Source organism: Cupriavidus sp. 05L411 (genome assembly GCF_056398045.1).
The window spans coordinates 1-23,938 of the sequence record NZ_JBFTOQ010000048.1; the positions used below are offsets into that span (position 1 = coordinate 1).

A 23,938-nucleotide genomic window follows, 5' to 3' on the forward strand; every position below is an offset into this window, starting at 1 on the left:
CCCGAAAGGCACCGATCTCTCGGGCTACTCGCAAGCCAAGCTCAACGCCATAGCCAGAAGACTCAACGAACGCCCACGCAAAACACTAAACTTCGATACACCGGCTGAACGATTCCATCAAGCTGTTGCGTTGACCGGTTGAATCCGCAGTGGTGTTCAGATGCAGTTCGAGTCCGAACTCTCCCGGCGCGTTGATATCGCCGGTGTACACCTGGATTTCATCCGGTAGCACCGCCGAGGCCGGTGCGCTCAGGAAACCGAGCAATGCGAAACACAAGCAAAGGGCGGCGCACAAGTGGGACTTCGCATTCCGGGCAGCCCCGTTGGTGGCTCGCGGTCACACTGCCGGGATTCGAGGCGCGCGCAGCGCGCCTTTTTCATGAGTCGCTGCATATTCCGCATCGCTGCAGATCGAGTCAGGAGCGAAGCCGGCCGATGCGGCTGCGCGATTCCGAGATTTGCCAGGCAAGCAGCCCGGGCAGGTAAATCATCAAGTCCCGGATGCGACGGGCACCGGCCAGCGCAATGCAGGTCGTGGGCTCAAGACCCAGCGCGGTCCCGATCAGGACAAAGCCACCCTCCTGGACCCCCAGTGCCGCAGGCACGAAAAAAGCCGCGCTGCTGAGTGCCTGAACCAGGGCTTCGAGCACCAGGGCATCCATCATGCTCACCGGTTCCCCAAGGAAATACAGTGCTAGCCATAGCTCCAGCGCAGTCGCCATGTACTGCAGCGGCTGCCAGAAGAACAGGTAGCGAATGATGACGGCCCGGCGGCGCCAGACAAGCTTGATCGATTGATCGATCCTGGCCGACTGGCCAGTCAGCGCGGCAAATTTGCCGCTGGTCAACCGGCTGAGAGCACGACTGGCCCGTTCGAATGGGCTAGCGTGCTGCACCAATGCGAACAACACCAGCAGCGGCAAGAGCGCGACTACACCCCAGGCGAGACTGCCGGCCAGCTGGAGTGCCTTCGAGTCCGAGTGTGCCGAGAGCAGGAAGCCGATTCCCACCATCGTAAAAATCAGCTGGCTGATCAAGGTCAGCTGCATATCGACGATCAGGCTGGCCGATGCCGTCGACGCGCGCAGTCCCCAGTGCCGCATCAGCCGGAACGAGACGATCTCGCCCCCTACGCGGGCGACAGGCAGCAAGCCGTTCACCGACTCCCGGATCCAGACCAGGCGCAGCATCGAGCCAATTCCGGGCCGTTTCGTTTCTGGAATCAGTGTCTGCCAGTCGCACGCGTTGAACAGCATGGGAAGCCAATGCGCAAGCCCGGCGATAACAAGTCCGCCCGCCGCGGCGCGCATCAAGGAGAACACCTGGCCGGGGTCTTCGTGCCAGACGAGCCAGAGCGCAGCCACCAGGCCGACAAAGGCCGCTATGGAACCGAGATACTTCATGATGCGATTGCCGCTCCTAGGGTGAATAGCGTCAATGACGACAGGAGGATCGAAATCGGATGCCGCCGCCTGGCGGGACACAGCTGTTCGTCCCGGACAGGGCACCGGCATCGCGAATCAGTCCTTCTTGATCGGGTGTAGCAGGCCATTGCCACTGACCTCGAAACTGAATCCACGCCACACCACGCGTCTGGAGAAAAAGCTGGCAACAAAGATGCAGAATGATAAAAGGTCCCAGATCGGTAGCAGCCAGGCGTCGCGGTATGGCTGGCACATGGCATGGTCGATTTGCCACTTGAGCAGCAGCCTTGCCAGTACCGCTGTCAGTACCAGCGCCAATGACCAGGCCGCGCCGCCGGATGCGAGAGTGGCGAGCGCGGAAAAGATCAGAGGATAGGTCAGCACGGAGCCCAGATGTCCAATCGGATCGATGGTCCGAATCGTTCGGCTCCAGCGCAGCTCGTGCGACAGCAGTTCGGTTGCGTCGCCTTCGACACAAGCATGCGTGACGACAAATGGCGGGATCGCGACTTTCTCGCCTGCCTCCCGCACGGCCTTGCCGATGGCGTGATCTTCGGCCAGGTGATGCGCGAATTGCAAGAATCCACCGATCCTCTCCACGGTCGCCCGGCGCGTTGCGATGGTCTGGCCAAAGCAGGGGCGCGCGAGCCCGAGCGCGAGGCCGGTCACCACACCGGGAACAAACTGATAGTTGGTGGCCATTGCCGATAGCCGAGGCCAGAGGCCAGGGGCAGGCCGCCCCCGGTAGAGACAGGTCACGAGCCCAACGTCAGGTTTTTGCAGTTCGCCGACGACATGGCGAAGGTAGCCAGGTTCGACGCCAACATCACTATCTGCGAACACCAGCACGTCGTGCTGCACCTGGGGCAGCATATTGAGGATGTTGCTCACCTTGCGGTTGGGGCCGGACAAGCGGGAATCGCTTACCACCGTGATCTGGGCTTCAGGGTGCAGACGCCGAAGCTGATTCAGTATTTCCAGCGCGGGATCGCCTGAGTCCTGCACGCCGAACAGGAACTGCACGGGGCCCGGGTAGTCCTGCCTGCAGAAGCTCGACAGGTTATCGAGCAGCATCCGCTCCTGGCCACGGAGCGGCTTGATGATGGTAACCGGCGGGAAACTATCGGGCTCTGCTGGTGCGCGAGCGAAGAACCGCCGGATGAGGACACCTGCCGACACCATATAGACAATGCCGAAGACCGCGGCGGCAGCGCAGAACAGCGAGAGTCCCACATGGATGACGTGGGCGGTGTGCGGCATGTTTCCGGGCGATGCCAGCACGACCAGCGGCAACAAGGCGAACGGCGTGGCAAGCAGAGCAGCACGTTTCATGTTTGACCTTTGTGGCGACGTATGTACCGAAGTCCGTGATGGTCCTGTTGCCCTAAGCGCCGGCGTCAAAGCCATCGAAGGAAGGCAGGGTCTTCATGGCGTTTATCTAGGGAATCATGCCGTTAGCAGGCAGTGGCGGCGAGCGGTCGCGATCGGTATTCTGTGTCCCCTCGGTCTGCATGGATCGGGGGAGCCCGGCGAATCCGGCTGCAATGCCAGGCTGGGCATGCGTGCTGGTGACCGGTGGCGGCTCCGCGCCGGGCGGTGTTGCCGGCGATATAGTCGGACGGGCTTCGGCCGGCGAGGTGCGGTCGCGTACCGACAGCACCTGGTCGCGCCAGCGCACGTGCCGGCCAAACATGGCGGTGGCCCACCCGGCCAGCAGCAGCGTATCGCGCAGCGGTGCCCGCAATGCCGCGCCGGCATCACCGGCCAGGATGCAGCGCGCCGATACGCCGGCCAGCGACACGCCAAGCACGATGGGTGTGGGTGCCAGCCAGCAGGCGAGCGCCAGCATAGGCCAGGTAAAAGTGATGAAGGTAAAGGCGAAGCCTGCCGGATTGAGCGAGCGGATGGTGCGCAGCCAGCGAAGCTCGTGCGCCCACAGCGCAGCCAGCCGCGTTTCAGTCACATCCGTAAGGACGATGACGTCCGACAGTACCGTGCGCAAGCCTTGGTGGCGGGTCAGTTCGCCCAGCCAGAAGTCGTCGGCAAGCCGGTTGGAGAGCGCAGAGAAACCGCCGATGGCATCGAGCACGTCGCGCCGCAGCGCGATGGTGGCGCCAAATGAGAAGCGGCTCGAGCCAAAGCCATGGGCTACACGTACCGATGGCGCAAACCAGTCGTCGATGAATTGTGCACCGAGCAAGGACCACAATCCGCCCGCCGGTCGGCCCCGGTACAAGCAGGTCACCACGCCAACCGTGGCATCGGACAGTGGCGCTGTGACGCGGGCCAGGTAATCCGGTTGCACCGCGATGTCACTGTCGGCCACGACCAGCCACGTGTAGCGTGCCTGCGGCAGCAGGTTGATCAGGTTGCTGACCTTGAGATTGCTACCGTGCACGCGAGGATCGATCACCAGGACGATATCGCAATCCGGGAATTCCGCTTGCAGGCGTTCCACCACGGCGATGGCGGCGTCGTCTGCCGCGTGCACACCGAACACCAGCTGGAACGCCGGATGCTGTTGCCGGCACAGGCCGGCGAGGTTGTCATAGAGCCGGGGGTCGGCGCCGCACAACGGCTTCAGTACGCTCACCGGGCGCAAGCCGGTGCCTTCCGGATCGTGGCTGGCAGCCGGTGGCCGCCTTGCTGCCCAGGCCGCAGTAGCGGCATACCCGGTCACCAGGCACGCCAGCACGGTGTAGGCAAGCACGCCCCAATTCATCTGGAGAAGCCCTTGGCAGCGACGCTGGCCTGGCCCTGCGCTTCGGGTGCGTTGCCAGTGGGCCGCTTACGAAGACACGGGCGGGCGACGTCGCGCAGGCAGATGACGGGAGCTGCAGGCTCCTCGTACCGGAAGCCACTGAACTGGGAAGACATCATTTGCATGGGCTACTTCCGATTCATTCACCGTGGTCCGCGCACGTCGATTCCGATGAGGCTCAATCATACGGTACTGGAAAGAAAGACACTCTGCCTGATCAGGAAAATTATGCAGGGCATTGAAATGAAAACGTAAGGTTCTCCCCCCAATTATCTGCAGTTATTGACAAATTGCTGCGAGAAATATTGCATGTATTGATAATGATTGTTGTTTGAATTTTAAGGGTGGATGGAAGAAAGGGGCCGTGAGGGTGCGCGGAATCAGATCGGCATGCGTCCGGAAAAAGAGTGATGGGGGCTGTCAAGGAATGGTGTTCCATGCTTTGGTGGGGTAAGGCGATCTATTAAATTGACAGCTTAAATATGCTATCGAACGTGCCGTCATATTTGATTGGAATCGTGGATTAAGTCGTTCGAAAACGGGTATATGTCAGGTCGAGTTCTTGCCTGGAATGGATGCGGGAAGTCACTGGTGTAGCCGGTCCCGGCAGTACCGGCCGGGATAAATCGTAGCGCCGGGCGGGGGATGCACCGGCAAGGAACAGGAGGCACCTTACGTGAGACGGCGCGTGGAACAAGGGGAGGGGTGGGTACGGATTGCAAATGAAAATCGTTACTGTTTTTCGCCGGCCACCCATGAGAAGCTAGATGCTGCGGCGCGCTGGATTTGCCCCGGCCGCGCTTAGCGGCCAGCCAAAGGCGGCACCGGAAAATTGGCTACCACGATGCGCCGCTGGTCTTGCGCAACCAGGTGCATGGGCACCTGGCGCGTGGTCAGCTCGCGGTAGGTATCGGCGGACATGATTGCCAGCGCCGGCGGYCCCTCGCGCCAGCGGGCGATAAAGCTGTCGAGCGTGGGCAGCCATTTCTGCGGCTCCTGCCGGGTGCCGAACTCCAGCTCGTCGGGGTGTTCCACCATCACGGTGGTGTGGCGAAGGTAGTACGGCAGGGTGTGGTCCAGCGTGCGCACGCCGTAGATCGGCATATCGTCCTTGAGCACCGCCCGGATGGCCGGAACGAGGCTGGCGCCCGAGGCCGGGCCGCCGATCGTTTCGTGCCCGAGCAGCGCCGTGGTAAAGCCCGTGAACAGCGCTAGCGCGTAGACCACGATGCTCGGCATCAGCCCGTGGGTGCGCAGCAGACGGCGCGCCAGCCACGTGCCCGCCAGCATCACGACAAACGCGGCGGCCACCCAGACCGCGTAGCGGCGGTAGTCGGCGGTCGCGGTGTGGTTGGAATGCAGCGTGGCCACCACCGGGCTGGCCAGCAACCCGATCGCCATGATCACCAGCGTGGCGTTGAGCTGCTGGCGCCAGCCGCGCTCGCCGATGCGCTCCAGCGCCATGGCTGCCAGCATGCCGAGCGCCGGGAAGACCGGCACGATATAGCCGGGCAGCTTGGAGTCGGACAGGCTGAAGAAGACAAAGATGGCGATGGCCCACACAGCCAGCAACAGCGCCGGCCGGAGCCGCCGAACCGTCGCCACGCGCGCTGCGGCGCCATCGTCGCGGACCACCTCCCACATGCGCGGCGCCAGCCCCAGCCAAGGCACGAAGCCCGCCACCAGCAACGGCACGAAGTACCAGACCGGCCCGCCGCGCGAGTGCACCGTCGAGGTGTAGCGCTGCCAGTGCTCGTGGATAAAGAAGAAATTCGGGAATTCGGGGTTGCGCGCCGACACCAGCCAGAACCAGGGCACCGTGACGATCAGCATCAGCGCGATGCCGGAGATCAGGTGCAGGCGCCGCCACAGGCCGAAGTCGCGCGAGATCAGGGTGTAAATCACCAGCACCAGCCCGGGCAGGGCGATGCCCACCAGGCCCTTGCTCAGGATCGCCACGCCCATGGCCACCCAGCAGGCCCACATCCAGTGGCGGCGGGCCACAGGCGTTGTGTCGGGATGCTGTGCCACCAGCATGAAGGCCAGCACGCAGGCCATGGCGCCGGACAGCGTCATGTCCAGCGAGTTGAAGTGCGAGGCCACGCTCCACATCGGCGCGGCCACCAGCACCAGGCCGGTCAGCAGGCCTGCGCGAATGCCGTACCAGCGCGTTGCCGCAAACATCGACGCGATCAGGCCAACCATGCCGGACAGCGCCACGCACAGCCGGGCCTGCCAGTCGCCCACGCCGAACAAGGTATACGACAGCGCCGTCACCCACATATGGAAAGGCGGCTTCTCGAAGTACTTGAGCGCGTTGTAGCGGATCGTTACCCAGTCTCCGCTGGCGAACATCTCGCGCGAGATCTCGGCGTAGCGGCCTTCATCGGAGCTGAGCAGGTGGCGAAAACCTAGCGTGCCGAACCACAGCAGCAGGATCAGCAGGCCGGCGAGCAGCCACAGGGTTGTGGGCAGGCCGGCCACCCGCCGGGCGAAGAACGCAGGGAAGCGAGAGTCGGATTGGGGATGCATCGGAACTCCGGGTAAGGATGAAGTCTAGCCGTGCACGACCGGCGTTGCCTTTCACGCACCGTTTTGCGCCGGGAACACCACGGCCACCGTGAGCCCGCGGCCCGACGGGCCATCCTCCAGCAACACCGTGGCGCCATGGCGCGTGGCAATGCTCTGCACGATCGCCAGGCCCAGTCCGCTGCCATGCGCGTCGCTGGCGTCGCCGCGATGAAAGCGGCGGAACACATTGTCGCGCTCGGCCGGCGCGATGCCCGGACCGGTGTCGCTCACACCCAGCATGGGCGCGCCGTTGCGCCATTCGATGCGCAGGTCGACCCGGCCACCTGGGCTGGTGTAGCGGATCGCATTGTCGGCGAGGTTGCGCAGCAGGATGAAGAGATCGCCATCCACGCCGCGCACCCGGCATTCGGGCGCGCTCGCATCCATGCCGAGGTCCACATCCTTGGCTTCGGCCATGGGCAGCAGCTCACGCACCACCTGCACCGCTACGTCGCGCAAGCGCACGTCGGCAAGCGGGGCCTGGGTGGCAGGGGCGCCGTCTTCGCTACGTGCCAGCGTCAGCAACTGCGCTACCAGGTGCGTGGTGCGGTCCAGGCGCTCGCCCAGCTTGGCGAGCGCCAGTTTCTGCTTGTCTTCGCTGTCGGCGCGCAGGGCCAGCTGCAGCTGCAGCTTGAGCGCGGTGAGCGGCGTGCGCAGTTCGTGCGCGGCGTCGGCGACAAAGGCGCGCTGGGTGTCCATGGATTGCTGCAGGCGGGCCAGCAGGGCATTGAGGGCTTCCACCACCGGCTCCAGTTCTGGCGGCCAGCCGTGCGCGTCCAGCGGCGCCAGGGTGTTTGCCGAGCGGCTGCCAACCGCGCGCGCGATCTCCTCGACCGGGCGCAGCGAGCGCCTGACCACCAGGTGGATCAGCAAGCCAAGCACTGGCACCAGCGCCAGGATGGGCAGCAGCGCGCCAAGCGACAGCGAGGCCGCCAGCTTGCGGCGAAACACCACCGATTGCGCGGCCTGCACATAGCGGTCCCCGGCGAGCACGCCGTAGATGCGCCATTCGCTGCCGAGCGCATGCAGGTCATGAAAGCCGGGCAGGTCCGCGCGCGGCAGCGTGACTGGGTGCGAGGCGTAGATCTGGCGGCCCTGCACATCCCAGGCCTGCACCACGATCTCCTCGTCAAGTTCGCTGCCGTTCAGCGGCGGCGTGGCGTCGCGCTCCAGATGTGTCGGCAACATGCGTGCCGCTTGCTGCAGTTGCGCATCGAAGACCTCGTTGGCTTCGCGGCGCACCTTGAAGTAGGCGGCCGCGCCTGCCACCAGGGCGCATGCAAGCATGGCCCCGAGCAGGCCGGCCAGCAACTGGGCGCGGATCGTTCTCATGCCGGGCCGCCCAGCTTGTAGCCGACACCGCGCACATTGCGGATAAAGTCGGCGCCAAGCTTCTTGCGCAGCGCATGGATATGGACTTCCACTGTATTGCTGCTGATTTCCTCATTCATGTTGTAGACCGCCTCGCGCAGGCGCTCGTGGGTCACAACGTGGCCCGGCTGCTCCATCAGGGCCTGCAGCACCATGAACTCGCGCATCGACAGCGCCACGATCTCGCCGGCGCAGCGCACCTCGCGCGTGGCTGGGTCCAGGCGCACCGGGCCATGCGCCAGCTCGGTGCTGACGCGCCCGGCGCTACGGCGCAGCAGGGCCCGGATACGCGCGAACAACTCGTCGAGGTCGAACGGCTTGACCAGGTAATCGTCGGCGCCGGCATCCAGGCCGCGCACGCGGTCGGCGGTGGCGTCGCGCGCGGTCAGGATCAGCACCGGCAATGCCAGCCCGCGGGCGCGCAGTTGCCGCAGCACTGCCTCGCCGGAGCGGCCGGGCAGGCCAAGATCGAGCAGCACGGCGTCGTAGGTGCCGGGCGCATTGGCGGCTAGCGCGGCATCGGCGAGGCGGCCATCCCTGACCCAGTCGACTGCGTAGCCTTCAGCCCGCAGGCCTTCCTCTACGCTTTCGCCGATCATCGGGTCGTCTTCCACCAGCAGCAGGCGCATGGCATGGGTTCCTTGGTTGGTGATGAGTGTGGATGCCTTCGGGTCAACGGCGTTGCAGCCGGTCCAGGCGCAAGCGGTGGCGGTGGTCGGTCAGCCTCCGGACCGCCAGCGTGGCGGCCAGGATCACGCCCAGCATGCTGCCGCCGGCGAGCAGGAACATCAGCAGGATCTGGTACCGGGCCGCGGCGACCGGGTCCATCCCGGCCAGGATCTGGCCAGTCATGATGCCCGGCATGGTGATGATGCCGGCCGCCGCCATGGTGTTCATGGTGGGCAGCATGCCGCTGCGCACCGCCTGGCGCACGATCACGCGCAGCGCCGCCTGGCGGTCGTCGCCAAGCGCCAGGCGCGCATCGATGGCAGCGCGCTGGTGCCAGACCGCGGTAAAGGCGCCGTTGAGCGCCAGGCTCGCGGCGTTCATCACATTGCCCAGGATGATGCCGGCTAGCGGGATCGCGTGGCGGGCGTCGTACCAGGGCGTCGGGCGCAAGGCCGTGGTCAGCGCCAGCACGGTCACCAGCAGCGTCGGCAGGCTCACGGCGGCAGCGCCGATCAGCGCATGCCAGGGCCCCGCCAGGCGGCGCTCCTGCCGGGTGCCCACCTCGCGGGCGGCTGCCGCGATCATGGCCGCTACCGTCAACGCGGTCACCAGCGGCGACGACAAGCCAAACACCGTGCGCAGCACCAGGCCGACCAGCAGCAGTTGCACCACCATGCGCCCGGCGGCCCAGAGCAGGTTGCGGTGCACGTCCAGCGACATCGCCAGCGAGGCGCCCGCGCCGGCCAGCACCAGCAGGCTGGCCAGCGCCAGGTCATAGGCTGTGAGCGGGATCGGGCTCATGCCGGCACCGCTTCCAGCCCGGCGGCGCCGAGGCGATAGTGCCGGTCCTGCAGGCGTGCCGCCTGCGCGGGATTGTGCGAGACGATCAGCAGTCCCAGCCCCTGCGCCTTGCAGTCGTGCAGCAGCGCTTCGACGGCCAGCGTGGTCTCGGCGTCCAGCGCCGAGGTTGGCTCATCCAGTAGCAGGAAGCGCGGACGGCGCACCAGCGCGCGGATCAGCGCGAGGCGCTGGCGCTCGCCGGTGGACAGGCGGCTCACGGGCGCCTGCAGGATGTCCGCGGGCAGGCGCAGCCGCGCCAGCAGCGCCTGGGCGGCCGGCACGTCCGTCATATGTTCAAGCACGTCGTCGCCCCACCAGCCGGACTCGGCCGCCACGTACATGACCTGGCGCCGCCAGGCCGGCCCGCTCATGCTCTCGCGCGGGGACTGGCCTAGCCGGACCTGCCCGCGATTGGGATCGAGATCGGCAATCATGCGCAATAGCAGGCTCTTGCCCGCGCCGGATGCGCCGGACAGGATCACGCAACTGCCGGGCGCGACGGTGAGGCTGAACGGCCCGCGGCCGGCGCCTTCAAGCCCAACGATGGCCAGGCTAGCGTCGGCACTGCGCATTGACGGCAGTGCGCCAACGGTGGCAAGGGGCGGCATCGTGTCAGCCGTTGTCATGGGTTGAGCCATCCGCGTGCGATGGGGTAGGCCAGCAGGTGCCGGTAAAGCTGCTCCGCGCGCACCGTGACAGCAGCAAGCAGCGGGCGCGTGAAGGCAGACGTAGCCACGGCCGCGCAGCATGCCGCTATCGCAAATGCGCCGACGATGTCCAGTGGAAAGTGTACGCCGAGGAAGACGCGGGCCCAGCCCGTTAGTGCCGCGGCTACCAGCAAGCCGGTACCGCTTAGGCGCTGGGCCTTGCCGGGCGCACGCAGCAGGACGAAGGCCAGCGTGGCCAGCAGCGTGACGTGGTCGCTCGGAAAGGAGGGGTCGGCGGCATGCGCCAGGTAGGTATGCCCGATGCCTGCCATGAAGGGCCGTGGCATCGGCAGCAGCAGGCCGAACAGGGTCGAGCAGAGCCCGCCCAGCGCCACGGCCGCCAAGGCGCTCGTCACTATCTGGCGCTCGCCCGGCCGCGCGCGCAGCCAGCCCGCGGCCAGCACCAGCGGCGCGGCTGCGATCAGCCCCTCGGCAAGGAAAGCGGCCACCCAGAGGCCGGCGCCAGACAGCCCTGCGGGGGCGTTCAGGCACTGGAACAGCGTGAGGTTCAGGGCAAGGAGCGTCGGCATCGGGAACGTTGGATTCTGGCGATGCGACAAGGATAGGGCACAGCGGCTTAAGGAACGCTTAAGGCTGGCGGGCCGGCCGTGCCCGGCCCGCTCCATGCCGACATCGTCGGCCCGGGCAAATCATGCGGGTCGCGCAAGGCAGCGTGGGTGCGAACCCGATGTGCTCGCCACGTCGGGCGCGCTGTCAGGCGCGCTTCTAAGCAAATGCGAAACGATCAGTTGGCCGCGCATGGCGGTGCTTTCTATACTCAGCACTCACCGGCATCGAGTGCTGATTGCCAGCCCGCAGTGCCACCGTCGGCACTGACATCCGCCGTCAATGCACTTCTCTCTTCCTTTCCTTCTGGAGCCAGCATGAGCCTTCGCCCACTGCACGACCGCGTTCTCGTCAAACGGTCCGACAACGAAACCCGCACGCAATCCGGCATCGTCATTCCCGACAGCGCCGCCGAATAGCCAGACCAGGGCGAGGTGATCGCCGTCGGCCCAGGCCGGCGCAACGAAGCCGGCGAACGCATTGAACCTGTCGCCGTATTTCATCAACAACCCCGACAAGCAGGTGGCGGTGCTCGAGCAACCCTACCTGCTGCTGGTGGACAAGAAGATCTCCAGCATCCGCGACCTGCTGCCCGTGCTGGAGCAGGTAGCCAAGGCGGGGCGTCCGCTGCTGATCGTGGCTGAGGACGTGGAGGGCGAGGTACTGGCCACGCTGGTGGTCAACAATATCCGCGGCATCCTGAAGGCCGCCGCCGTCAAGGCCCCCGGCTTTGGCGACCGCCGCAAGGCACTGCTGGAAGACATCGCGATCCTGACCAGCGGCCAGGTGGTGTCGGAAGAGGTCGGGCTGTCTCTGGAAAAGATCGCACTGGAGCAACTGGGCCAGGCAGGGCGGGTGGAAATCGGCAAGGAGAACACCATCATCATCGATGGCGCCGGCGACGCCGCGCAGATCCAGGCGCGGGTCAAGCGCATCCGCACCCAGATCGACGAGGCCAGCTCCGACTATGACCGCGAGAAGCTGCAGGAGCGCGTGGCCAAACTGGCCGGCGGGGTGGCGGTGCTCAAGGTCGGCGGCGCCACGGAAGTCGAGGTCAAGGAGAAGAAAGCCCGCGTGGAAGACGCGCTGCACGCCACGCGTGCCGCGGTGGAAGAGGGCATCGTGGCCGGCGGCGGCGTAGCGCTGATTCGTGCGCGCCAGGCCATCAAGGATCTGACGGGCATCAACCCGGACCAGCAGGCAGGCATCAAGATCGTGCTGCGGGCACTGGAGGAGCCGTTGCGCCAGATTGTTGCCAACGCCGGCGAAGAGGCCAGCGTGGTGGTAGCGCGCGTGGCCGAAGGGACGGGCAATTTTGGCTACAACGCGGCGACGGGAGAATATGGTGACCTGGTGGAAGGTGGTGTGGTTGACCCGACCAAGGTCACACGCACCGCTTTGCAGAATGCCGCTTCGGTGGCAGGCCTGATCCTTACCACGGATGCTGCGATCGTCGAACTGCCGAAGGATGAGGGGCAGCCCGGCGCGCCGGGCGCGGCTGGCGGAGGCGGTGGACTGGATTTCTGAGGCCATTGGCTGAAGACGGATCCGACTTGCTGACAAAACTGGATCTGCGTTGCCGTGCTCCCCTCTCCCCGGCCCTCTCCCCCTGAGGGGCGAGGGAGAGACAGCCGTCGTCGTGGCGAGCGGCTTTGGCCCGCTCGACGGCTTCGGCTGGTGCTTCAGGTTTGTCAGCCGCCTGGAAGGGGGGGCGTGTGTCTATCCATATACGAAATCCATCCTTCGACGGCCGATTCCGTTGCGCTATCGTGAGGGACTTGTAAGCGCTTGCCTAAGACGGCCGCGGTGGCTACGCCCCCACGCCACACTGTTGCACCAGCAACTGCAGATCAACAGTGTGCTCCGGGAGCGCGGCGCGGATCCGCGCCAGGAATGGCGCACGGGCAAAGAACATGGCCATCCACGCGGGCTTGCTTCTTGCCTGACGCAATACCGGCAACGAAATACGCCCTGCGCGTGAATCCACAAACCATCGATATCGACAGGAGGTTCTTCCCATGGCTACACCGCTGAAAGTGGTCGCCGTCAACGGCAGCGCGCAGCAACCCTCGCGCACGCTCGCGCTCGTGCAGGCACTGCTCACGGAACTGGATAGCCGGCTGCATTTGCAAAGCCATATCGTCAACCTCGGCGACATCGCGCGTCCGCTGGGCGCGGCGCTGTCGCGCGCGGAGCTGCCGGCCGAGATTGAAAGCGAGCTGGTCGCCATCGAGTCCGCGGACCTGCTGGTGGTGGCCGCGCCGGTGTATCGCGGTTCTTACCCCGGCCACTTCAAGCACCTTTTCGACCTGGTGGGGCAGGAAGCGTTGGTGGACAAGCCGGTGTTGCTGGGGGCGACGGGCGGCAGCGACCGCCACGCGCTGGTGCTGGAGCATCAGTTGCGGCCGCTGTTCGGCTTCCTGCAGGCGCTCACGTTGCCCATCGGCGTGTACGGCAGCCCGGGGGATTTCCACAACTACCAGGTCAGCAGCACCGCGCTGGCCGAACGCATCCGCCTGGCTGCGGATCGTTGCGCGCCGTTGTTCGAATCCAGCCGAAAACTGCCGCTGCAGCGCGCGGCTTGAAGGGGAGAGCCGCGGCAATGAAAGTCTTCTGGTTTCTTCCCACGCACGGCGACGGCCACTATCTCGGCACCACGGAGGGCGCGCGCCCCGTTTCGCTGGGCTATCTGAAGCAGATCGCACAGGCGGCCGACAACCTGGGCTACTACGGCGTGCTGATTCCCACCGGCCGCTCCTGCGAGGATTCATGGGTGATTGCCTCCGCAGTGGYGCCCTGGACGGAGCGCCTGCGCTACCTGGTGGCAATCCGCCCGGGCATCATCTCGCCGACCGTGTCGGCGCGCATGGCCGCCACGCTTGACCGTATTACCAATGGCCGGCTGCTGATCAACGTGGTGACCGGCGGCGATCCGGACGAGAATCGTGGCGATGGGCTGTACCTCGACCACAGCCAGCGCTACGCGGCATCGGCCGAGTTCCTGCGCGTCTGGCGCCGCGTGCTGGAGGGCGAGGCGGTTCGCTTCGATGGCGAGCATATCAAGGTGGATAACGCCAAGGCACTGTATCCGCCGGTGCAGCGTCCTTACCCGCCGCTTTATTTTGGCGGCTCGTCCGAGCAAGCGCACGAGCTGGCAGCCGAGCAGGTCGATGTGTACCTGACCTGGGGCGAACCGCCCGAGGCCGTAGCGCAGAAAATCGCCGATGTTCGCGAGCGCGCCGCGCGCCTTGGCCGCAAAGTGCGCTTTGGCGTGCGCCTGCATGTGATCGTGCGCCGTACCAGCGAGCAAGCCYGGCGGGCCGCCGATGAACTGATCGCGCAGATATCGGACGAAACGATCGCCGCCGCGCAGAAGTCCTTCTCGCGCTTCGATTCCGTCGGCCAGCGGCGGATGGCTGCGTTGCATGGCGGCCGCCGCGACCAGCTGGAAATCTATCCCAACCTCTGGGCAGGCGTGGGCCTGGTGCGCGGCGGTGCCGGCACCGCGCTGGTGGGCAATCCACAGGAAGTGGCCGCACGGATCCAGGAATACGCGGATCTTGGCATCGAGAGCTTTATCTTCTCGGGCTATCCGCACCTCGAGGAAGCGTACCGCTTCGCCGAACTGGTGTTCCCGTTGCTGCCGGAGCCGTACGCCAGCCTGGGCCGCGGCGGCGCCACCAACCTGACGGGGCCGTTCGGCGAGATGATTGCCAACGACGTGCTGCCGGGCAGGAAGGCTGCGGCCTGATCCGGATCGGTGCGCTGCGGGAGAGCCGGCGCAAGCCCGGCGAGCCGGAAGAGCCAGATGCCGCCGCTGGCGAGCCTCCGGTGTTTGCCATCGCTATCTAAACCCAGACAACAAACGCATGCCAGAACTCAATCCTTCCCAGGCAGATCTCTTTGCGCGCTTCCGCCCGATCTTTGCGCAGATCGCCGAACGCGCGGCCCAGCGCGAACAGGAGCGCGAGCTTGCTTTCGAAGCGGTCGCCCTGCTGCGCGATGCCGGCTTCGGTGCCTTGCGCGTCCCGGTGGCGCTCGGCGGGCTGGGCGCGTCGGTCGAGCAATTGTTCGAACTGCTGATCGAGCTGGGCGAAGCGGATTCCAACTTGCCGCAGATCCTGCGCGCGCATTTTGGCTTTGTCGAGCGGCTCTATGCGGAGATAGCGCCCAAACTGCGGGAGCGCTGGCTGCGGCTCGTCGCGCAGGGCGCGATCTTCGGCAACGCCACTACCGAGCTTGGCGACGGCGCGCCAGGCAAGCACAAGACCATCTTGTCGCCAGATGGCGAAGGCTGGCGGCTCGACGGCGAGAAGTTCTACAGCACAGGCACGCTCTATGCCGACTGGATTGCCGTCAGCGCCAGCCGCGAGGGCAGTGCCGATCCGGTTTATGTGCTGGTGCGGGCCAATGCGCCGGGCATCGACCGCATCGACGACTGGCGGGGCTTTGGCCAGCGCCTCACCGGCTCCGGCACCACACGCTTTCGCGATGTCGCGGTGTCCGGCGAACAGGTGCTGAGCTTCCCGCGCAATGAGCCCACATCCATCACGGCATACTTCCAACTGGTGCACCTGGCGACGCTGGCCGGCATCGCCCGGGCCATCGAGCGCGACGCGGCCGCCTTTGTGCGCGCGCGCAAGCGGGTGTACAGCCACGGCAGCGGACGCACACCAGCCGAGGATCCGCTGGTGCAGCAGGTGGTGGGCCAACTGGCCAGCACGGCGTTCGTGGCGGCTGCCGCCGTCGCCGCCGTGGCGCATGGCCTTGGCGAGATCGATCGCCTGCGTCAGCGGGGCGAAGCCGTGCCGGTCGGCTTGCTGGACGATGTGGAGTTGCGTACCGCCAAGGCGCAGGTCGGCATCGCCGACCAGGTGTTGGCGGCGGCGACGCGGCTGTTCGACATCGGCGGCGCTTCCGCGCTGGATGAAGACCGCCGGCTGGACCGCCACTGGCGCAATGCGCGGACACTGGCTTCGCATAATCCGACCCTCTACAAGGGGAGAGCTGTCGGCGATCACGTCATCAACGGCACGGCGCCGACTTACTACTGGTCGGTTGGGGCGAAGGCGGCCTGATTGTCGCGGGGGCATCAGCTCCCGTTTGTCCACATTGCCGGGTTGCGCCTGCACTTGAGATGCACAAAGCGCCTGTGATAACGTGTCGCGCCGGTTCGACGCGAAATGGTTGCGTTGAGGCCGAAGCGAGCAGTGTGTGCCGGGTGACGGGCGAGCTGGTCACCGATCCGTCAAGCTGGCGAACGGCAGGCGAACAAGGCGTAGGCCTCGCGACCGTGCAATGGGGAGGGAAGCTTACGCATCGTGATAGGTATCATGAGAGATATCAAGGAAATCCGGCGCATGGACTGCGCGTCCCATGCGCTGTTCGACCGGCGGCGACTGCGCGCGTTGCCGGTTGCGGACGACGACACGTGGGAAGGTCCGGGGGCCGGCACATGCGGCTGAAGGCACTGATGATGCGCGTGAAAGCAGCCCTTGCTGGCCATCGCGATGCCGCTGCTGACGATTCGGACGGAGAAGGGATGCGTGCGCCGAGCGAAATCGAAGACCTGATCGTGTCCTTGAGGGCGCAGCCCCCAGACGAACGGCGCGGCGCGAACGTCAGCCTCACCGATCCGGGGACGGCCGATGCGTTCGTTGCGCCGTTGCTGGCCGCGGCGCGGGACGAAGACCCGTACATCCGCGCCAGCGCGATCCATGCGCTCGGGCACTACGACATGGAGACGCATGCGCAAGCGGCGCATGCGGTGCATCGGGCGCTGGCGGGCGACCCTGACGCGTCGATCCGGGCGGCCGCGGCTTCGGCCCTGGCGAGCCAGTCGCCGAAGCACGTGCATGCGCTCGTGAAGGCGCTCGATGACGCCAGTGCCGAAGTCCGCAGGCAAGCCGTCCTGGCGCTCGGCGTCTTTCGCACGGAGCCGGCAGTCGAGGCACTGAAAGACCGCCTGCGCCACGATCGGGACGCCGGGGTTCGCGCCTCTGCCGCCGCCATGCTCGGTGAATTACAGCGTGCCGACCTGATCCCGGATCTGCGCGTGGCCGTCAACGACAGGGATGAGGGTGTACGGGCCACGGCACTATCCGCGCTCAGGGAGTGCGCCGGCTTTGAAGCGGCGCCGGAGCTGCACAGCCTATTCTTGGCCGCTTTGTCGGACCCCTCGGCAATCGTCCGGGAAACGGCAGCCGAAGCCTTGCGGTTTTCGTCGCCGGAGGCCATCCCGGCGCTCATGCTTGCGGCAAACGACGAGGTGGCTGGCGTGCGGCTGCAGGCCGTTATCGCGCTGGGTTCGATGCAGGTGCATCAAGCCATCGACATCCTCGCCGACCGTATCTTCAGCGATCCGGACGAAGAGGTCCGTTATTACGCGGTCAATGCGCTGGGCGAGATGCGGCACGCGGGCGCCACGCAGCATCTGATTGACGCGCTCAACAATCCTGCCGAGACACGCCGGGTCCGCTGGGCGGTGCTCTGGGCTTTGGGCGACAACAACGACTTTGACGCGCTGCCGGCATTGCATGCGGCCCTGCAGGATCCCGACCCCGAATTCAGGGAGCGCGCCGCTGACTCGCTCGGCAGCCTCCCGTGGGAGGCGCATCCCGACACCACGGCCACGCTGCAAAGCCTCTGCCGTGCGCTGAGCGATGCCGAGCCGAACGTCAGGCGCTGCGTCTGCGACGCGCTCGCCAGCTTGCGCGATGCGCGGGCCATCCCGTTTCTTGCCGGTGCGCTGCGCGACGGCGACGACGAGGTTCGGTGCAAGATCATCGAGGCCATCAGCCGCATCGACGCGAAGCACCATGCCGCCCTGATCCTGGGTTGCCTCCAGGATCCGAGCCGGCGCGTTCAGCAGTCCGCAGCCGAAGCACTCTGGCTGCCCGATGGTGCCGTCACACCGCCGGAAGCACTGGCCTTTCTGCGCGCCCCAGATGCGGATGCACAAGTAAAGGGGGCGTTGGCGAAGTCGCTGACGCGGCATGGCGACCCCGCAGCCATTGCGCACCTGATCGACGTGCTCGCCACCGCGCAGGCAGATGCGCGCGCTGGCCTCGTCGAAGCCTTGCGGGAACAACCCGATCCGCGCGCGATGCCGTTGCTGCTTGGACTGCTGAGTGATGACGACGATGCGGTGCGTGGCGAGGCGGCGTTGGCGCTGGCGGCCATCGGTGACGATGAGGCGGTTCCGCCATTGGTGTCGCGGCTCAAGCGGGAGCCTTCGCCGGATGTCCGGCGCCGGGTCGTCTGGGCGCTGAGCTTCTTCACGCCCGGCAAGGTGCTGCCGCTGCTGACGGGCAGCTTTGGCGACAGCGATCCCCATGTGCGGCAGCAGGCTGTCCAGGCGCTGGCCGAGATCTGCGATGTGTCGGAACTGCGCGATCTGCTATCGGCTCTGCCGAAACGGCGCGAGGATGTGAGGCAAGCGCTGGAGGAGGCGATCGAGGCACTCGAAAACGACCCGATGCCCGACGAGGCTGGCGGATCCCGTCGCGTCGGCATCGGAACGGTGCACTACGCGTAGCGGCCGCACTGCAAGGGGGAGGACAGTACTCCCCGCCCGGATATCTCGGATGCCATGCCTTTCCTAGGCGGCGCTATCCGGCGGCGTGGAACTTGCCGCCAACGATCGCAGAATGTCCCGCCAGCTCACGATGCCAACCGGCCGGAACTGCTCGTCGACGATGGGAATGCACGAGACCTGGTGGGCAAGAAATAGTGCAATGGCATCGGCAATCCCGGCCTCGGGTCGCAGCGTTACCGGCTTGCGCGTCATGATCTGGTGCACGCGCTTCTTGAGGGTATTGACGTCCCTGGCCGACTCTACCGTGCTGCCTATAAACGGGCTCATCGCGCGCAGCAGATCGCGGTCCGATACAACACCATGCAGCTTCCCGTCCTCTACGACGAGCACGTGGTGGAACTTAGCTTCGTCGAAGATATTCTTGATCGTTGCCAACGTGTCGTCGAACACGACGGTGACGAGCTTCTTAGACATGATGCTATCGATACTCACTACTAGCTCCATGTTTGTCTTTTCCTATGATCGTAAGCGATCCGCATGCGCGTGCGCGCACCTGGCCGGCCGGCCACGGACCAAAGCCATGCTCCTTTCTATCGACCGCGGGGGAGGAAACTTGACCCTACTATGGGAGGGTATTTCGGTATGTACCGCTACCTGGCGCCAGGTGGGGAGATCGTCGCCTTCCCTGTGCCTTCCCTGTGCCTTCAACGGGGTGCGCGGGCCTTAGTTCCGGCCATGGCGAAATCCCGCCGCCGCATGCCGCGCCGGCAGCCGGTCGTCTTCGGCGAACAGCTTCTTGCGCAGGCTGCCTTCCAGGGCCGTCGTCGATTTTCCGCAGCCGGATTCGCCGACCAACGCTAGCATCTCTCCGGCCGCGACTTGCAGGTTCAGGTCGCGCAGCGCATGATTGCCGGGAAAGTGCACATTGAGGCCATGGATGTCCAGTAATGGCTGCAGGGCCACCGCGCCGGACTGTGTACCGGTTTGCGTGACTGGGGAGGGCGATGGAGCAGCGTGGCTGCCCGGCCTGGAGGCTGGATGCGCTAAGTAAACCATTCGCGCATTGCAGCATGGCGCCTCGGCTCCTTCCCACGAATTTTTTTGTAGATGCTTACTCGGTTCCGCGCGTACGCTTGCTGCAGAAGTAAGCTATCGAACGCCTGCCGAGGCGGTAAACCCGATGCCTGCTGGCCCGGCGAGCAGTCCAGCAACAGCAGCGGATAGCCGATCCTGCGCTGCGCATATCCTTATCGGCATTCCTTCGTTCCCTTATTTTCCGGCGCCGCTAAGCTGAAGCGACATCCCTCGCGCCGCAAGCCATGCACATGGCGGAGCGCCGGGTGCGGGATGCCCTGGGTGTTCGCATCGCCTCGATTGCCGACCAGCCCGCCACCGATCGACGATGACGAAGCCATGGCAATCTACCTGGATGACATTCAACGCGCCGAGATTGCGCGCGCCTCCCGCCGTTGGTTATGGCGAACGGAGGTACCCACCTGGCTGCTGATCGCCGCGATCTATGGCGCGTGGTTTGGCATCGCGCTCAACGCCACGCGCATTGGCCTGCCGCTGGCTGTCGCGCTGCTGGCCCTTGTCACTGCCTGGTATATGTCTGTGCAGCACGAGTTGCTGCACGGTCATCCGACCCGGCTGGCCTGGCTCAATGCACTGTTCGGCATGGCGCCGCTGGCGGTTTGGTTTCCCTACGGGCTGTATCGCCGCGAACACCTGCGCCATCACGAGGCCGATGAGCTCACCCATCCGGGCGCCGATCCGGAGAGCTATTTCATGCTTTCCAGCGACTGGCAGGCGGCCGGTTCGCTAGGGCGGGTGCTGCTGCGCTGTCGCAATACACTGGCGGGGCGTGTGCTGATCGGCCCGGCCTTTGCCATTGCGCAGACTGCGGCCGGCGCGGGGCGCAAGGTGCGCGATGGCGATCTGCGCGACCTGCCGATGTGGCTTGCGCACCTGCTGGCGCTGGCCGCGTTGCTGGCGTGGCTCGACCGCATTTGCGGCATAGCGCCGTGGCTGATGCTGGGCGGCGTGGCCTATCCGGCGCTGTCGCTGTCGGCGGTACGCTCCTTCCAGGAGCACCGCGCTCATGCCTTGCCGGCATGCCGCAGCGTGATCAACGAGGCCGCGTGGCCATGGCGCTTGCTCTTTCTCAATAACAACTATCACCTGGTCCACCATGATCTGCCCGCGGTGCCCTGGTTCGCGCTGGGGCGTATCTATCGCCGCCGCGTGGCCGACTACCAGCGGCGCAGCGGCGGCTTCGTGGTACATGGCTATGGCGAATGGCTGGCGCGCTTCGCGCTGCGTCCGGCCGCGCCCGTGGTGCATCCGCTGTTTCACGGTCCTGTACGTGACGCGGTGCCCGTTGCAACAGGAAGCGGGCAGGCCAGCAACGATGCCCGTGCGCAACTGGCGGGGTGAACGTGGAAGACCAGCCGACGACCGAACGCAAGCACTGGGTGGCCGCGCTACCCATGTATAACCTGACACCCGCGCTGCATACGGACTGGCTGGCGTTGATCGCGCGCGTGGCCGACCTGCTCGCGCGGCAACGCGACCCGCTCCAGCTGAGCGTCGTCGAACCCGCCGGGACGGTGGAGGCGCTGCACGACTTCTGGCGCCGGCCGGACCTGCTGCTCTCGCAAACCTGCGGCTATCCGCTGGTGCAGGGCCTGCGGCGCCATGTGCGCATCATTGGCACGCCTCGGTTCAATGCGCCGGGCTGCGAGGGCGCCAGCTATACCAGCGCCATCGTGGTGCGCGCCAATGACGGGCCCGCCACGCTCGCCGCGTGCCGCGGATTGCGCGCGGCCTACAACGATGAGGGCTCGCACAGCGGCATGAATGCGCTGCGCTACGCGGTGGCACCGCTGGCGCGGGGCGGCCGCTTCTTCTCCGCCACGGTGCGCACCGGCTCGCATCTGGCATCGCTTGACGCCGTGGCCAACGGCGCGGCGGATGTCGCCGCTATCGATTGCGTCACGCTGGCGTTCGCGCGCGATCACCTGCCCGAGCGTCTTGTCGCGCTGCGCCAGATTGGCCGCACCGAGGCCGCCCCCGGGCTGCCGCTGGTGTCTTCGCGCCACGCCGCCCCGGCGCTTAGCGCGCGCGTTGGCGCGGCGCTGGCCCAGGTGCTTTCCGGCGAGCCGGCACTGGCGTGCCGCTTGCGCTTGCGGGGCATCGCGCGGACCGGACTGGCGCACTACGAGCCGGTGGCCCTGATGGCCCGCGCCGCGGTGGCGGCCGGCTACGCGCGGCTGGTCTGAGCGCGGCGCAACGCTGCCTGATGCGCGTCGCGCACGCAGCCGCGTTTGCCAGCGCGCGCCGCGGGTCAGTCGCGGGTCAGTCGCGGGTGAACGACACCGGGACGCTGTACGCGTACAGCGGGATACCCGCAAACGCCGCGCGTGCGCGCGCGGCGGGATCGCGCCGTGCCTCCCATGACTTGCCCAGCATCGCGGTGGTGCGCGCCGAGCCGTCGTAAGGCGCCCAGCCCGCCACCACGCCGCTGCCCGGCTTGCCGGTGCGTGCGAACTGCGCCCAGATTGCCCCCATGCGGTCGCGCACCTCCAGCTGGTCGGCGCTGTCTTGCACCAGAGGCCTCGCCGCGTCCAGCGTGCCGAAGATGAACGGCACCTCCGACGTATGCGCAGCCCCCAGGACGCCGCCGCGCGCCGGCGATCGCCAGTCGAATTCGTAGGCATAGACCGGCGCGCCATTCTGCGCGGCCTTGCGCTCGGCCACGGCCAGCGTCGGCAGCCGGTAGTTGTAGTCGCCGGCAATGCGGATCAGCAGTTCGCTGGGCGTGGCCATGCCGTCGAGTTCGCGGTAGGCATCGATCAGCCGAGCGGTGCCGGCGTCGTCGAGCTTCAGGAAGCGCTGGATGCGCTGGCGCGCCTGGCCGGCGCTCAACGAGAAATTGCGCGGGTCGGCGGCGAGGAAGAAGGTAGCCTCCTGCGCGGCATTGCCGATCAGGACCGGAACGTCCGCCGACAGCGGGGATGCCACCGGGTCGAACGGATCGTCGACGAACACCTTGCCGTCCAGCGTGGGCCGGAACTCGCTGACGCCGCCGGCGGCGCCGGACACCTTGGCGAATGCGGCCACCAGTTGCTCCACCGGCAGCTGGCGCAGGCGGCCCGCGTTGGCGGCGGTCAAGCCGAACTCACGCAGGAACGCATGCGCGGCGCGTGCCGCCGCATCCGGCCCTGCCAGCTTCCAGGCGCCGGAGCCGCTCTGCACGATGGCCCGCTGGATGTAGCCGCGCGCGGCGGGCAGCCCCAGCAGCGCCGTGACCTTGGCCGCGCCGCCCGACTGGCCGAACACCGTGATGTTGGCCGGGTCGCCGCCAAACGACTCGGCATTGGCCTTGATCCACTTCAGCGCGGCAAGCTGGTCGAGCGTGCCGAGGTTTCCCGATTCGGCGGACAACTGCTCGGGGTGCTCGCCGGTGAACAGCCCGCCCAATACGTTGAGGCGATGGTTGACGGACACTACCACCACGTCCTGCGATGTCGCCAGATAGCTGCCGTCGAAGCCCGCCGACGTGCCGGCGCCGATGGCGAATGCCCCGCCGTGCAGCCACACCAGCACGGGGCGGCGCTGATTGTCACGCAGCGCGGGCGTGAACACCGACAACGACAGGCAGTCCTCGCTCGCCGGAATGCCCGACCAGTACCAGGCGAACTCGACCGGGCTGCCGACTTGCGGCTGCGGCGCGGAAGCACCGCCTTCCAGGGCATCGCGAACGCCTGCCCACGGTTGCCGCGCGACGGGCGGGCGGAAGCGGTTGTCGCCAGCGGTTGTCGCGGCATAGGGCACGCCCTTGAAAGCGAACGCGCCGCGCGCACGCGTGCCGCGCAGGCGGCCCAATGTGGTATCGACGATCGGCTCGGCGGTGCCCGATACCGTGGCGCATGCCGACAGCGCGCCCAATGCGGCAAGGCTGGCCCCGGCGCGCGCGGTGTTGAGCAGGAAGATGCGCCGGGAGGTGCGCTGGGAAGTGCGCCGGGAAGTGCGAGAAGAGGTACGAGAAGCGTTGGGAGAGAAGGGCGGGACGGCGAGAGTCAAGGTGGATTCCAGTGAGCGCCATGGCGGGCAGGTCGGCTTACGCGGACCCCGCACGGCAATAGGCGATGATCCTAGCCCCGCCCCAATGCTTTGCATACGAAGGTTCGCTCATATGGGTATTTGCCGACGTGCGAAGGCCCGGCCGGGGCGCGACATAGTCTCGCGCGCGCGTTGGCGCAAGGATGGATTGCGTCTATCCATAGCCATTGTCACAACATAAGCAAGCGCGAAATTCTTCGTTCCGATGTGCCGCCGCGGCCGACTATGCTGCGCGCTGGCTTTGAGCGAAGTCCGGCGCTCGCTCCCTGCCTTCGGGCAGGGGAGATGTATCTATCCAGGGGAAGTTCCCGATGGTCGTCGTTTGTCGAGTGCGCTGCGGCACCCCGCCGCGAGGGCTGAATCCAGA

The 23,938-nt window shown here is 66.4% G+C and carries 19 protein-coding genes and 4 pseudogenes; 11 read left to right on the forward strand and 12 right to left on the reverse strand.

The features are described from left to right. Positions 1-142: pseudogene (locus tag AC1DQR_RS33665) on the forward strand (IS30 family transposase); the annotation flags it as partial. Between the two features lie 274 nt (positions 143-416). On the opposite strand, the gene AC1DQR_RS33670 reads toward AC1DQR_RS33665, so the two are convergent. The 3 genes from AC1DQR_RS33670 to hpnI (AC1DQR_RS33680) form a co-directional block, all read right to left on the reverse strand. Next, entirely contained in the window at positions 417-1,403 is a 987-nt protein-coding gene (locus AC1DQR_RS33670) for a lysylphosphatidylglycerol synthase domain-containing protein (protein ID WP_416052656.1), read from the reverse strand. A 117-nt stretch (positions 1,404-1,520) separates the two neighbouring features. Next, entirely contained in the window at positions 1,521-2,756 is a 1,236-nt protein-coding gene (gene hpnI / locus AC1DQR_RS33675; RefSeq protein ID WP_416052655.1) for a bacteriohopanetetrol glucosamine biosynthesis glycosyltransferase HpnI, read from the reverse strand. 106 nt (positions 2,757-2,862) lie between these two features. Next, positions 2,863-4,146 (reverse strand): bacteriohopanetetrol glucosamine biosynthesis glycosyltransferase HpnI, encoded by a 1,284-nt coding sequence (hpnI, locus tag AC1DQR_RS33680; RefSeq protein ID WP_416052654.1) that lies wholly within the window; start codon positions 4,144-4,146, stop codon positions 2,863-2,865. Between the two features lie 12 nt (positions 4,147-4,158). Here hpnI (AC1DQR_RS33680) and AC1DQR_RS33685 point away from each other — a divergent pair, with 12 nt between their 5' ends. Continuing rightward, the gene (locus AC1DQR_RS33685; RefSeq protein WP_416052653.1) at positions 4,159-4,440 is read left to right on the forward strand and encodes a hypothetical protein; all 282 of its coding nucleotides are present in this window, start codon (positions 4,159-4,161) and stop codon (positions 4,438-4,440) included. A gap of 546 nt (positions 4,441-4,986) precedes the next feature. On the opposite strand, the gene AC1DQR_RS33690 is transcribed toward AC1DQR_RS33685, so the two are convergent. Genes AC1DQR_RS33690 through AC1DQR_RS33715 form a run of 6 tightly spaced genes read right to left on the reverse strand, consistent with a single transcriptional unit; the run spans position 4,987 to position 10,873 of the window. Beyond that, positions 4,987-6,717 carry a glycosyltransferase family 39 protein gene (locus AC1DQR_RS33690; RefSeq protein ID WP_477134577.1) on the reverse strand — a complete coding sequence of 577 codons (1,731 nt, stop codon included), beginning with the start codon at positions 6,715-6,717 and terminating at the stop codon, positions 4,987-4,989. Positions 6,718-6,768: 51 nt separating this feature from the next. Continuing rightward, positions 6,769-8,088, reverse strand: a complete 1,320-nt coding sequence (locus tag AC1DQR_RS33695) for an ATP-binding protein (RefSeq protein WP_477134578.1) — start codon at positions 8,086-8,088, stop codon at positions 6,769-6,771. After that, positions 8,085-8,756, reverse strand: a complete 672-nt coding sequence (locus tag AC1DQR_RS33700; RefSeq protein ID WP_183036434.1) for a response regulator — start codon at positions 8,754-8,756, stop codon at positions 8,085-8,087. The genes AC1DQR_RS33695 and AC1DQR_RS33700 overlap by 4 nt, the downstream gene beginning before the upstream one ends. Positions 8,757-8,799: 43 nt before the next feature. After that, a complete protein-coding gene (locus AC1DQR_RS33705; protein ID WP_416052650.1) occupies positions 8,800-9,597 on the reverse strand; it encodes an ABC transporter permease in 798 nt (265 codons plus the stop codon). Beyond that, positions 9,594-10,208 (reverse strand): ABC transporter ATP-binding protein, encoded by a 615-nt coding sequence (locus AC1DQR_RS33710; RefSeq protein ID WP_416053266.1) that lies wholly within the window; start codon positions 10,206-10,208, stop codon positions 9,594-9,596. The genes AC1DQR_RS33705 and AC1DQR_RS33710 overlap by 4 nt, the downstream gene beginning before the upstream one ends. Positions 10,209-10,258: 50 nt before the next feature. Then, complete coding sequence (locus tag AC1DQR_RS33715; protein WP_416052649.1) at positions 10,259-10,873, reverse strand: phosphatase PAP2 family protein; 615 nt, start codon at positions 10,871-10,873, stop codon at positions 10,259-10,261. Positions 10,874-11,227: 354 nt separating this feature from the next. Between AC1DQR_RS33715 and AC1DQR_RS33720 the strand changes: the two are divergent. The 7 genes and pseudogenes from AC1DQR_RS33720 to AC1DQR_RS33750 form a co-directional block, all read left to right on the forward strand. Further along, positions 11,228-11,392 (forward strand): annotated as a pseudogene (locus AC1DQR_RS33720) (co-chaperone GroES); the annotation flags it as partial. 4 nt (positions 11,393-11,396) lie between these two features. Further along, positions 11,397-12,437, forward strand: a pseudogene (gene groEL / locus AC1DQR_RS33725) (chaperonin GroEL); the annotation flags it as partial. Between the two features lie 491 nt (positions 12,438-12,928). After that, a complete protein-coding gene (gene msuE, locus AC1DQR_RS33730; RefSeq protein ID WP_477134579.1) occupies positions 12,929-13,495 on the forward strand; it encodes an FMN reductase in 567 nt (188 codons plus the stop codon). 17 nt (positions 13,496-13,512) lie between these two features. Then, positions 13,513-14,661 carry an FMNH2-dependent alkanesulfonate monooxygenase gene (ssuD, locus tag AC1DQR_RS33735; protein ID WP_477134580.1) on the forward strand — a complete coding sequence of 383 codons (1,149 nt, stop codon included), beginning with the start codon at positions 13,513-13,515 and terminating at the stop codon, positions 14,659-14,661. A gap of 118 nt (positions 14,662-14,779) precedes the next feature. Continuing rightward, complete coding sequence (locus AC1DQR_RS33740) at positions 14,780-15,988, forward strand: acyl-CoA dehydrogenase family protein (protein WP_477134581.1); 1,209 nt, start codon at positions 14,780-14,782, stop codon at positions 15,986-15,988. Positions 15,989-16,243: 255 nt separating this feature from the next. Then, positions 16,244-16,375, forward strand: coding sequence for a hypothetical protein (locus AC1DQR_RS33745; protein ID WP_477134582.1), 132 nt, complete (start codon positions 16,244-16,246; stop codon positions 16,373-16,375). After that, positions 16,366-18,447 carry a HEAT repeat domain-containing protein gene (locus tag AC1DQR_RS33750; RefSeq protein WP_477134583.1) on the forward strand — a complete coding sequence of 694 codons (2,082 nt, stop codon included), beginning with the start codon at positions 16,366-16,368 and terminating at the stop codon, positions 18,445-18,447. The genes AC1DQR_RS33745 and AC1DQR_RS33750 overlap by 10 nt, the downstream gene beginning before the upstream one ends. A gap of 63 nt (positions 18,448-18,510) precedes the next feature. On the opposite strand, the gene AC1DQR_RS33755 is transcribed toward AC1DQR_RS33750, so the two are convergent. Both AC1DQR_RS33755 and AC1DQR_RS33760 read right to left on the reverse strand, forming a co-directional pair. Beyond that, complete coding sequence (locus AC1DQR_RS33755) at positions 18,511-18,921, reverse strand: CBS domain-containing protein (RefSeq protein ID WP_477134584.1); 411 nt, start codon at positions 18,919-18,921, stop codon at positions 18,511-18,513. 339 nt (positions 18,922-19,260) lie between these two features. Further along, positions 19,261-19,503: pseudogene (locus tag AC1DQR_RS33760) on the reverse strand (ATP-binding cassette domain-containing protein); the annotation flags it as partial. Between the two features lie 357 nt (positions 19,504-19,860). On the opposite strand from AC1DQR_RS33760, the gene AC1DQR_RS33765 reads away from it, so the two are divergent. Further along, entirely contained in the window at positions 19,861-20,883 is a 1,023-nt protein-coding gene (locus AC1DQR_RS33765; protein WP_416053265.1) for a fatty acid desaturase, read from the forward strand. Positions 20,884-20,936: 53 nt separating this feature from the next. Continuing rightward, positions 20,937-21,728 (forward strand): phosphate/phosphite/phosphonate ABC transporter substrate-binding protein, encoded by a 792-nt coding sequence (locus tag AC1DQR_RS33770; protein WP_477134595.1) that lies wholly within the window; start codon positions 20,937-20,939, stop codon positions 21,726-21,728. Positions 21,729-21,804: 76 nt separating this feature from the next. Here AC1DQR_RS33770 and AC1DQR_RS33775 read toward each other — a convergent pair whose 3' ends face one another. Next, positions 21,805-23,532 (reverse strand): carboxylesterase/lipase family protein, encoded by a 1,728-nt coding sequence (locus tag AC1DQR_RS33775; RefSeq protein ID WP_477134585.1) that lies wholly within the window; start codon positions 23,530-23,532, stop codon positions 21,805-21,807. Positions 23,533-23,938 lie beyond the last annotated feature (406 nt).

What these genes read in the sequence shown, in the direction of transcription:
- AC1DQR_RS33670 (WP_416052656.1), bottom strand. Translation starts at nt 1,403, where the DNA reads ATGAAGTATCTCGGTTCCATAGCGGCCTTTGTCGGCCTGGTGGCTGCG.
- AC1DQR_RS33710 (WP_416053266.1), bottom strand. Translation starts at nt 10,208, where the DNA reads ATGCGCAGTGCCGACGCTAGCCTGGCCATCGTTGGGCTTGAAGGCGCC.
- hpnI (WP_416052654.1), bottom strand. Translation starts at nt 4,146, where the DNA reads ATGAATTGGGGCGTGCTTGCCTACACCGTGCTGGCGTGCCTGGTGACC.
- AC1DQR_RS33755 (WP_477134584.1), bottom strand. Translation starts at nt 18,921, where the DNA reads ATGTCTAAGAAGCTCGTCACCGTCGTGTTCGACGACACGTTGGCAACG.
- hpnI (WP_416052655.1), bottom strand. Translation starts at nt 2,756, where the DNA reads ATGAAACGTGCTGCTCTGCTTGCCACGCCGTTCGCCTTGTTGCCGCTG.
- AC1DQR_RS33700 (WP_183036434.1), bottom strand. Translation starts at nt 8,756, where the DNA reads ATGCGCCTGCTGCTGGTGGAAGACGACCCGATGATCGGCGAAAGCGTA.
- AC1DQR_RS33715 (WP_416052649.1), bottom strand. Translation starts at nt 10,873, where the DNA reads ATGCCGACGCTCCTTGCCCTGAACCTCACGCTGTTCCAGTGCCTGAAC.
- AC1DQR_RS33745 (WP_477134582.1), top strand. Translation starts at nt 16,244, where the DNA reads ATGAGAGATATCAAGGAAATCCGGCGCATGGACTGCGCGTCCCATGCG.
- msuE (WP_477134579.1), top strand. Translation starts at nt 12,929, where the DNA reads ATGGCTACACCGCTGAAAGTGGTCGCCGTCAACGGCAGCGCGCAGCAA.
- AC1DQR_RS33765 (WP_416053265.1), top strand. Translation starts at nt 19,861, where the DNA reads ATGGCAATCTACCTGGATGACATTCAACGCGCCGAGATTGCGCGCGCC.
- AC1DQR_RS33695 (WP_477134578.1), bottom strand. Translation starts at nt 8,088, where the DNA reads ATGAGAACGATCCGCGCCCAGTTGCTGGCCGGCCTGCTCGGGGCCATG.
- AC1DQR_RS33740 (WP_477134581.1), top strand. Translation starts at nt 14,780, where the DNA reads ATGCCAGAACTCAATCCTTCCCAGGCAGATCTCTTTGCGCGCTTCCGC.
- AC1DQR_RS33770 (WP_477134595.1), top strand. Translation starts at nt 20,937, where the DNA reads ATGTATAACCTGACACCCGCGCTGCATACGGACTGGCTGGCGTTGATC.
- AC1DQR_RS33705 (WP_416052650.1), bottom strand. Translation starts at nt 9,597, where the DNA reads ATGAGCCCGATCCCGCTCACAGCCTATGACCTGGCGCTGGCCAGCCTG.
- AC1DQR_RS33750 (WP_477134583.1), top strand. Translation starts at nt 16,366, where the DNA reads ATGCGGCTGAAGGCACTGATGATGCGCGTGAAAGCAGCCCTTGCTGGC.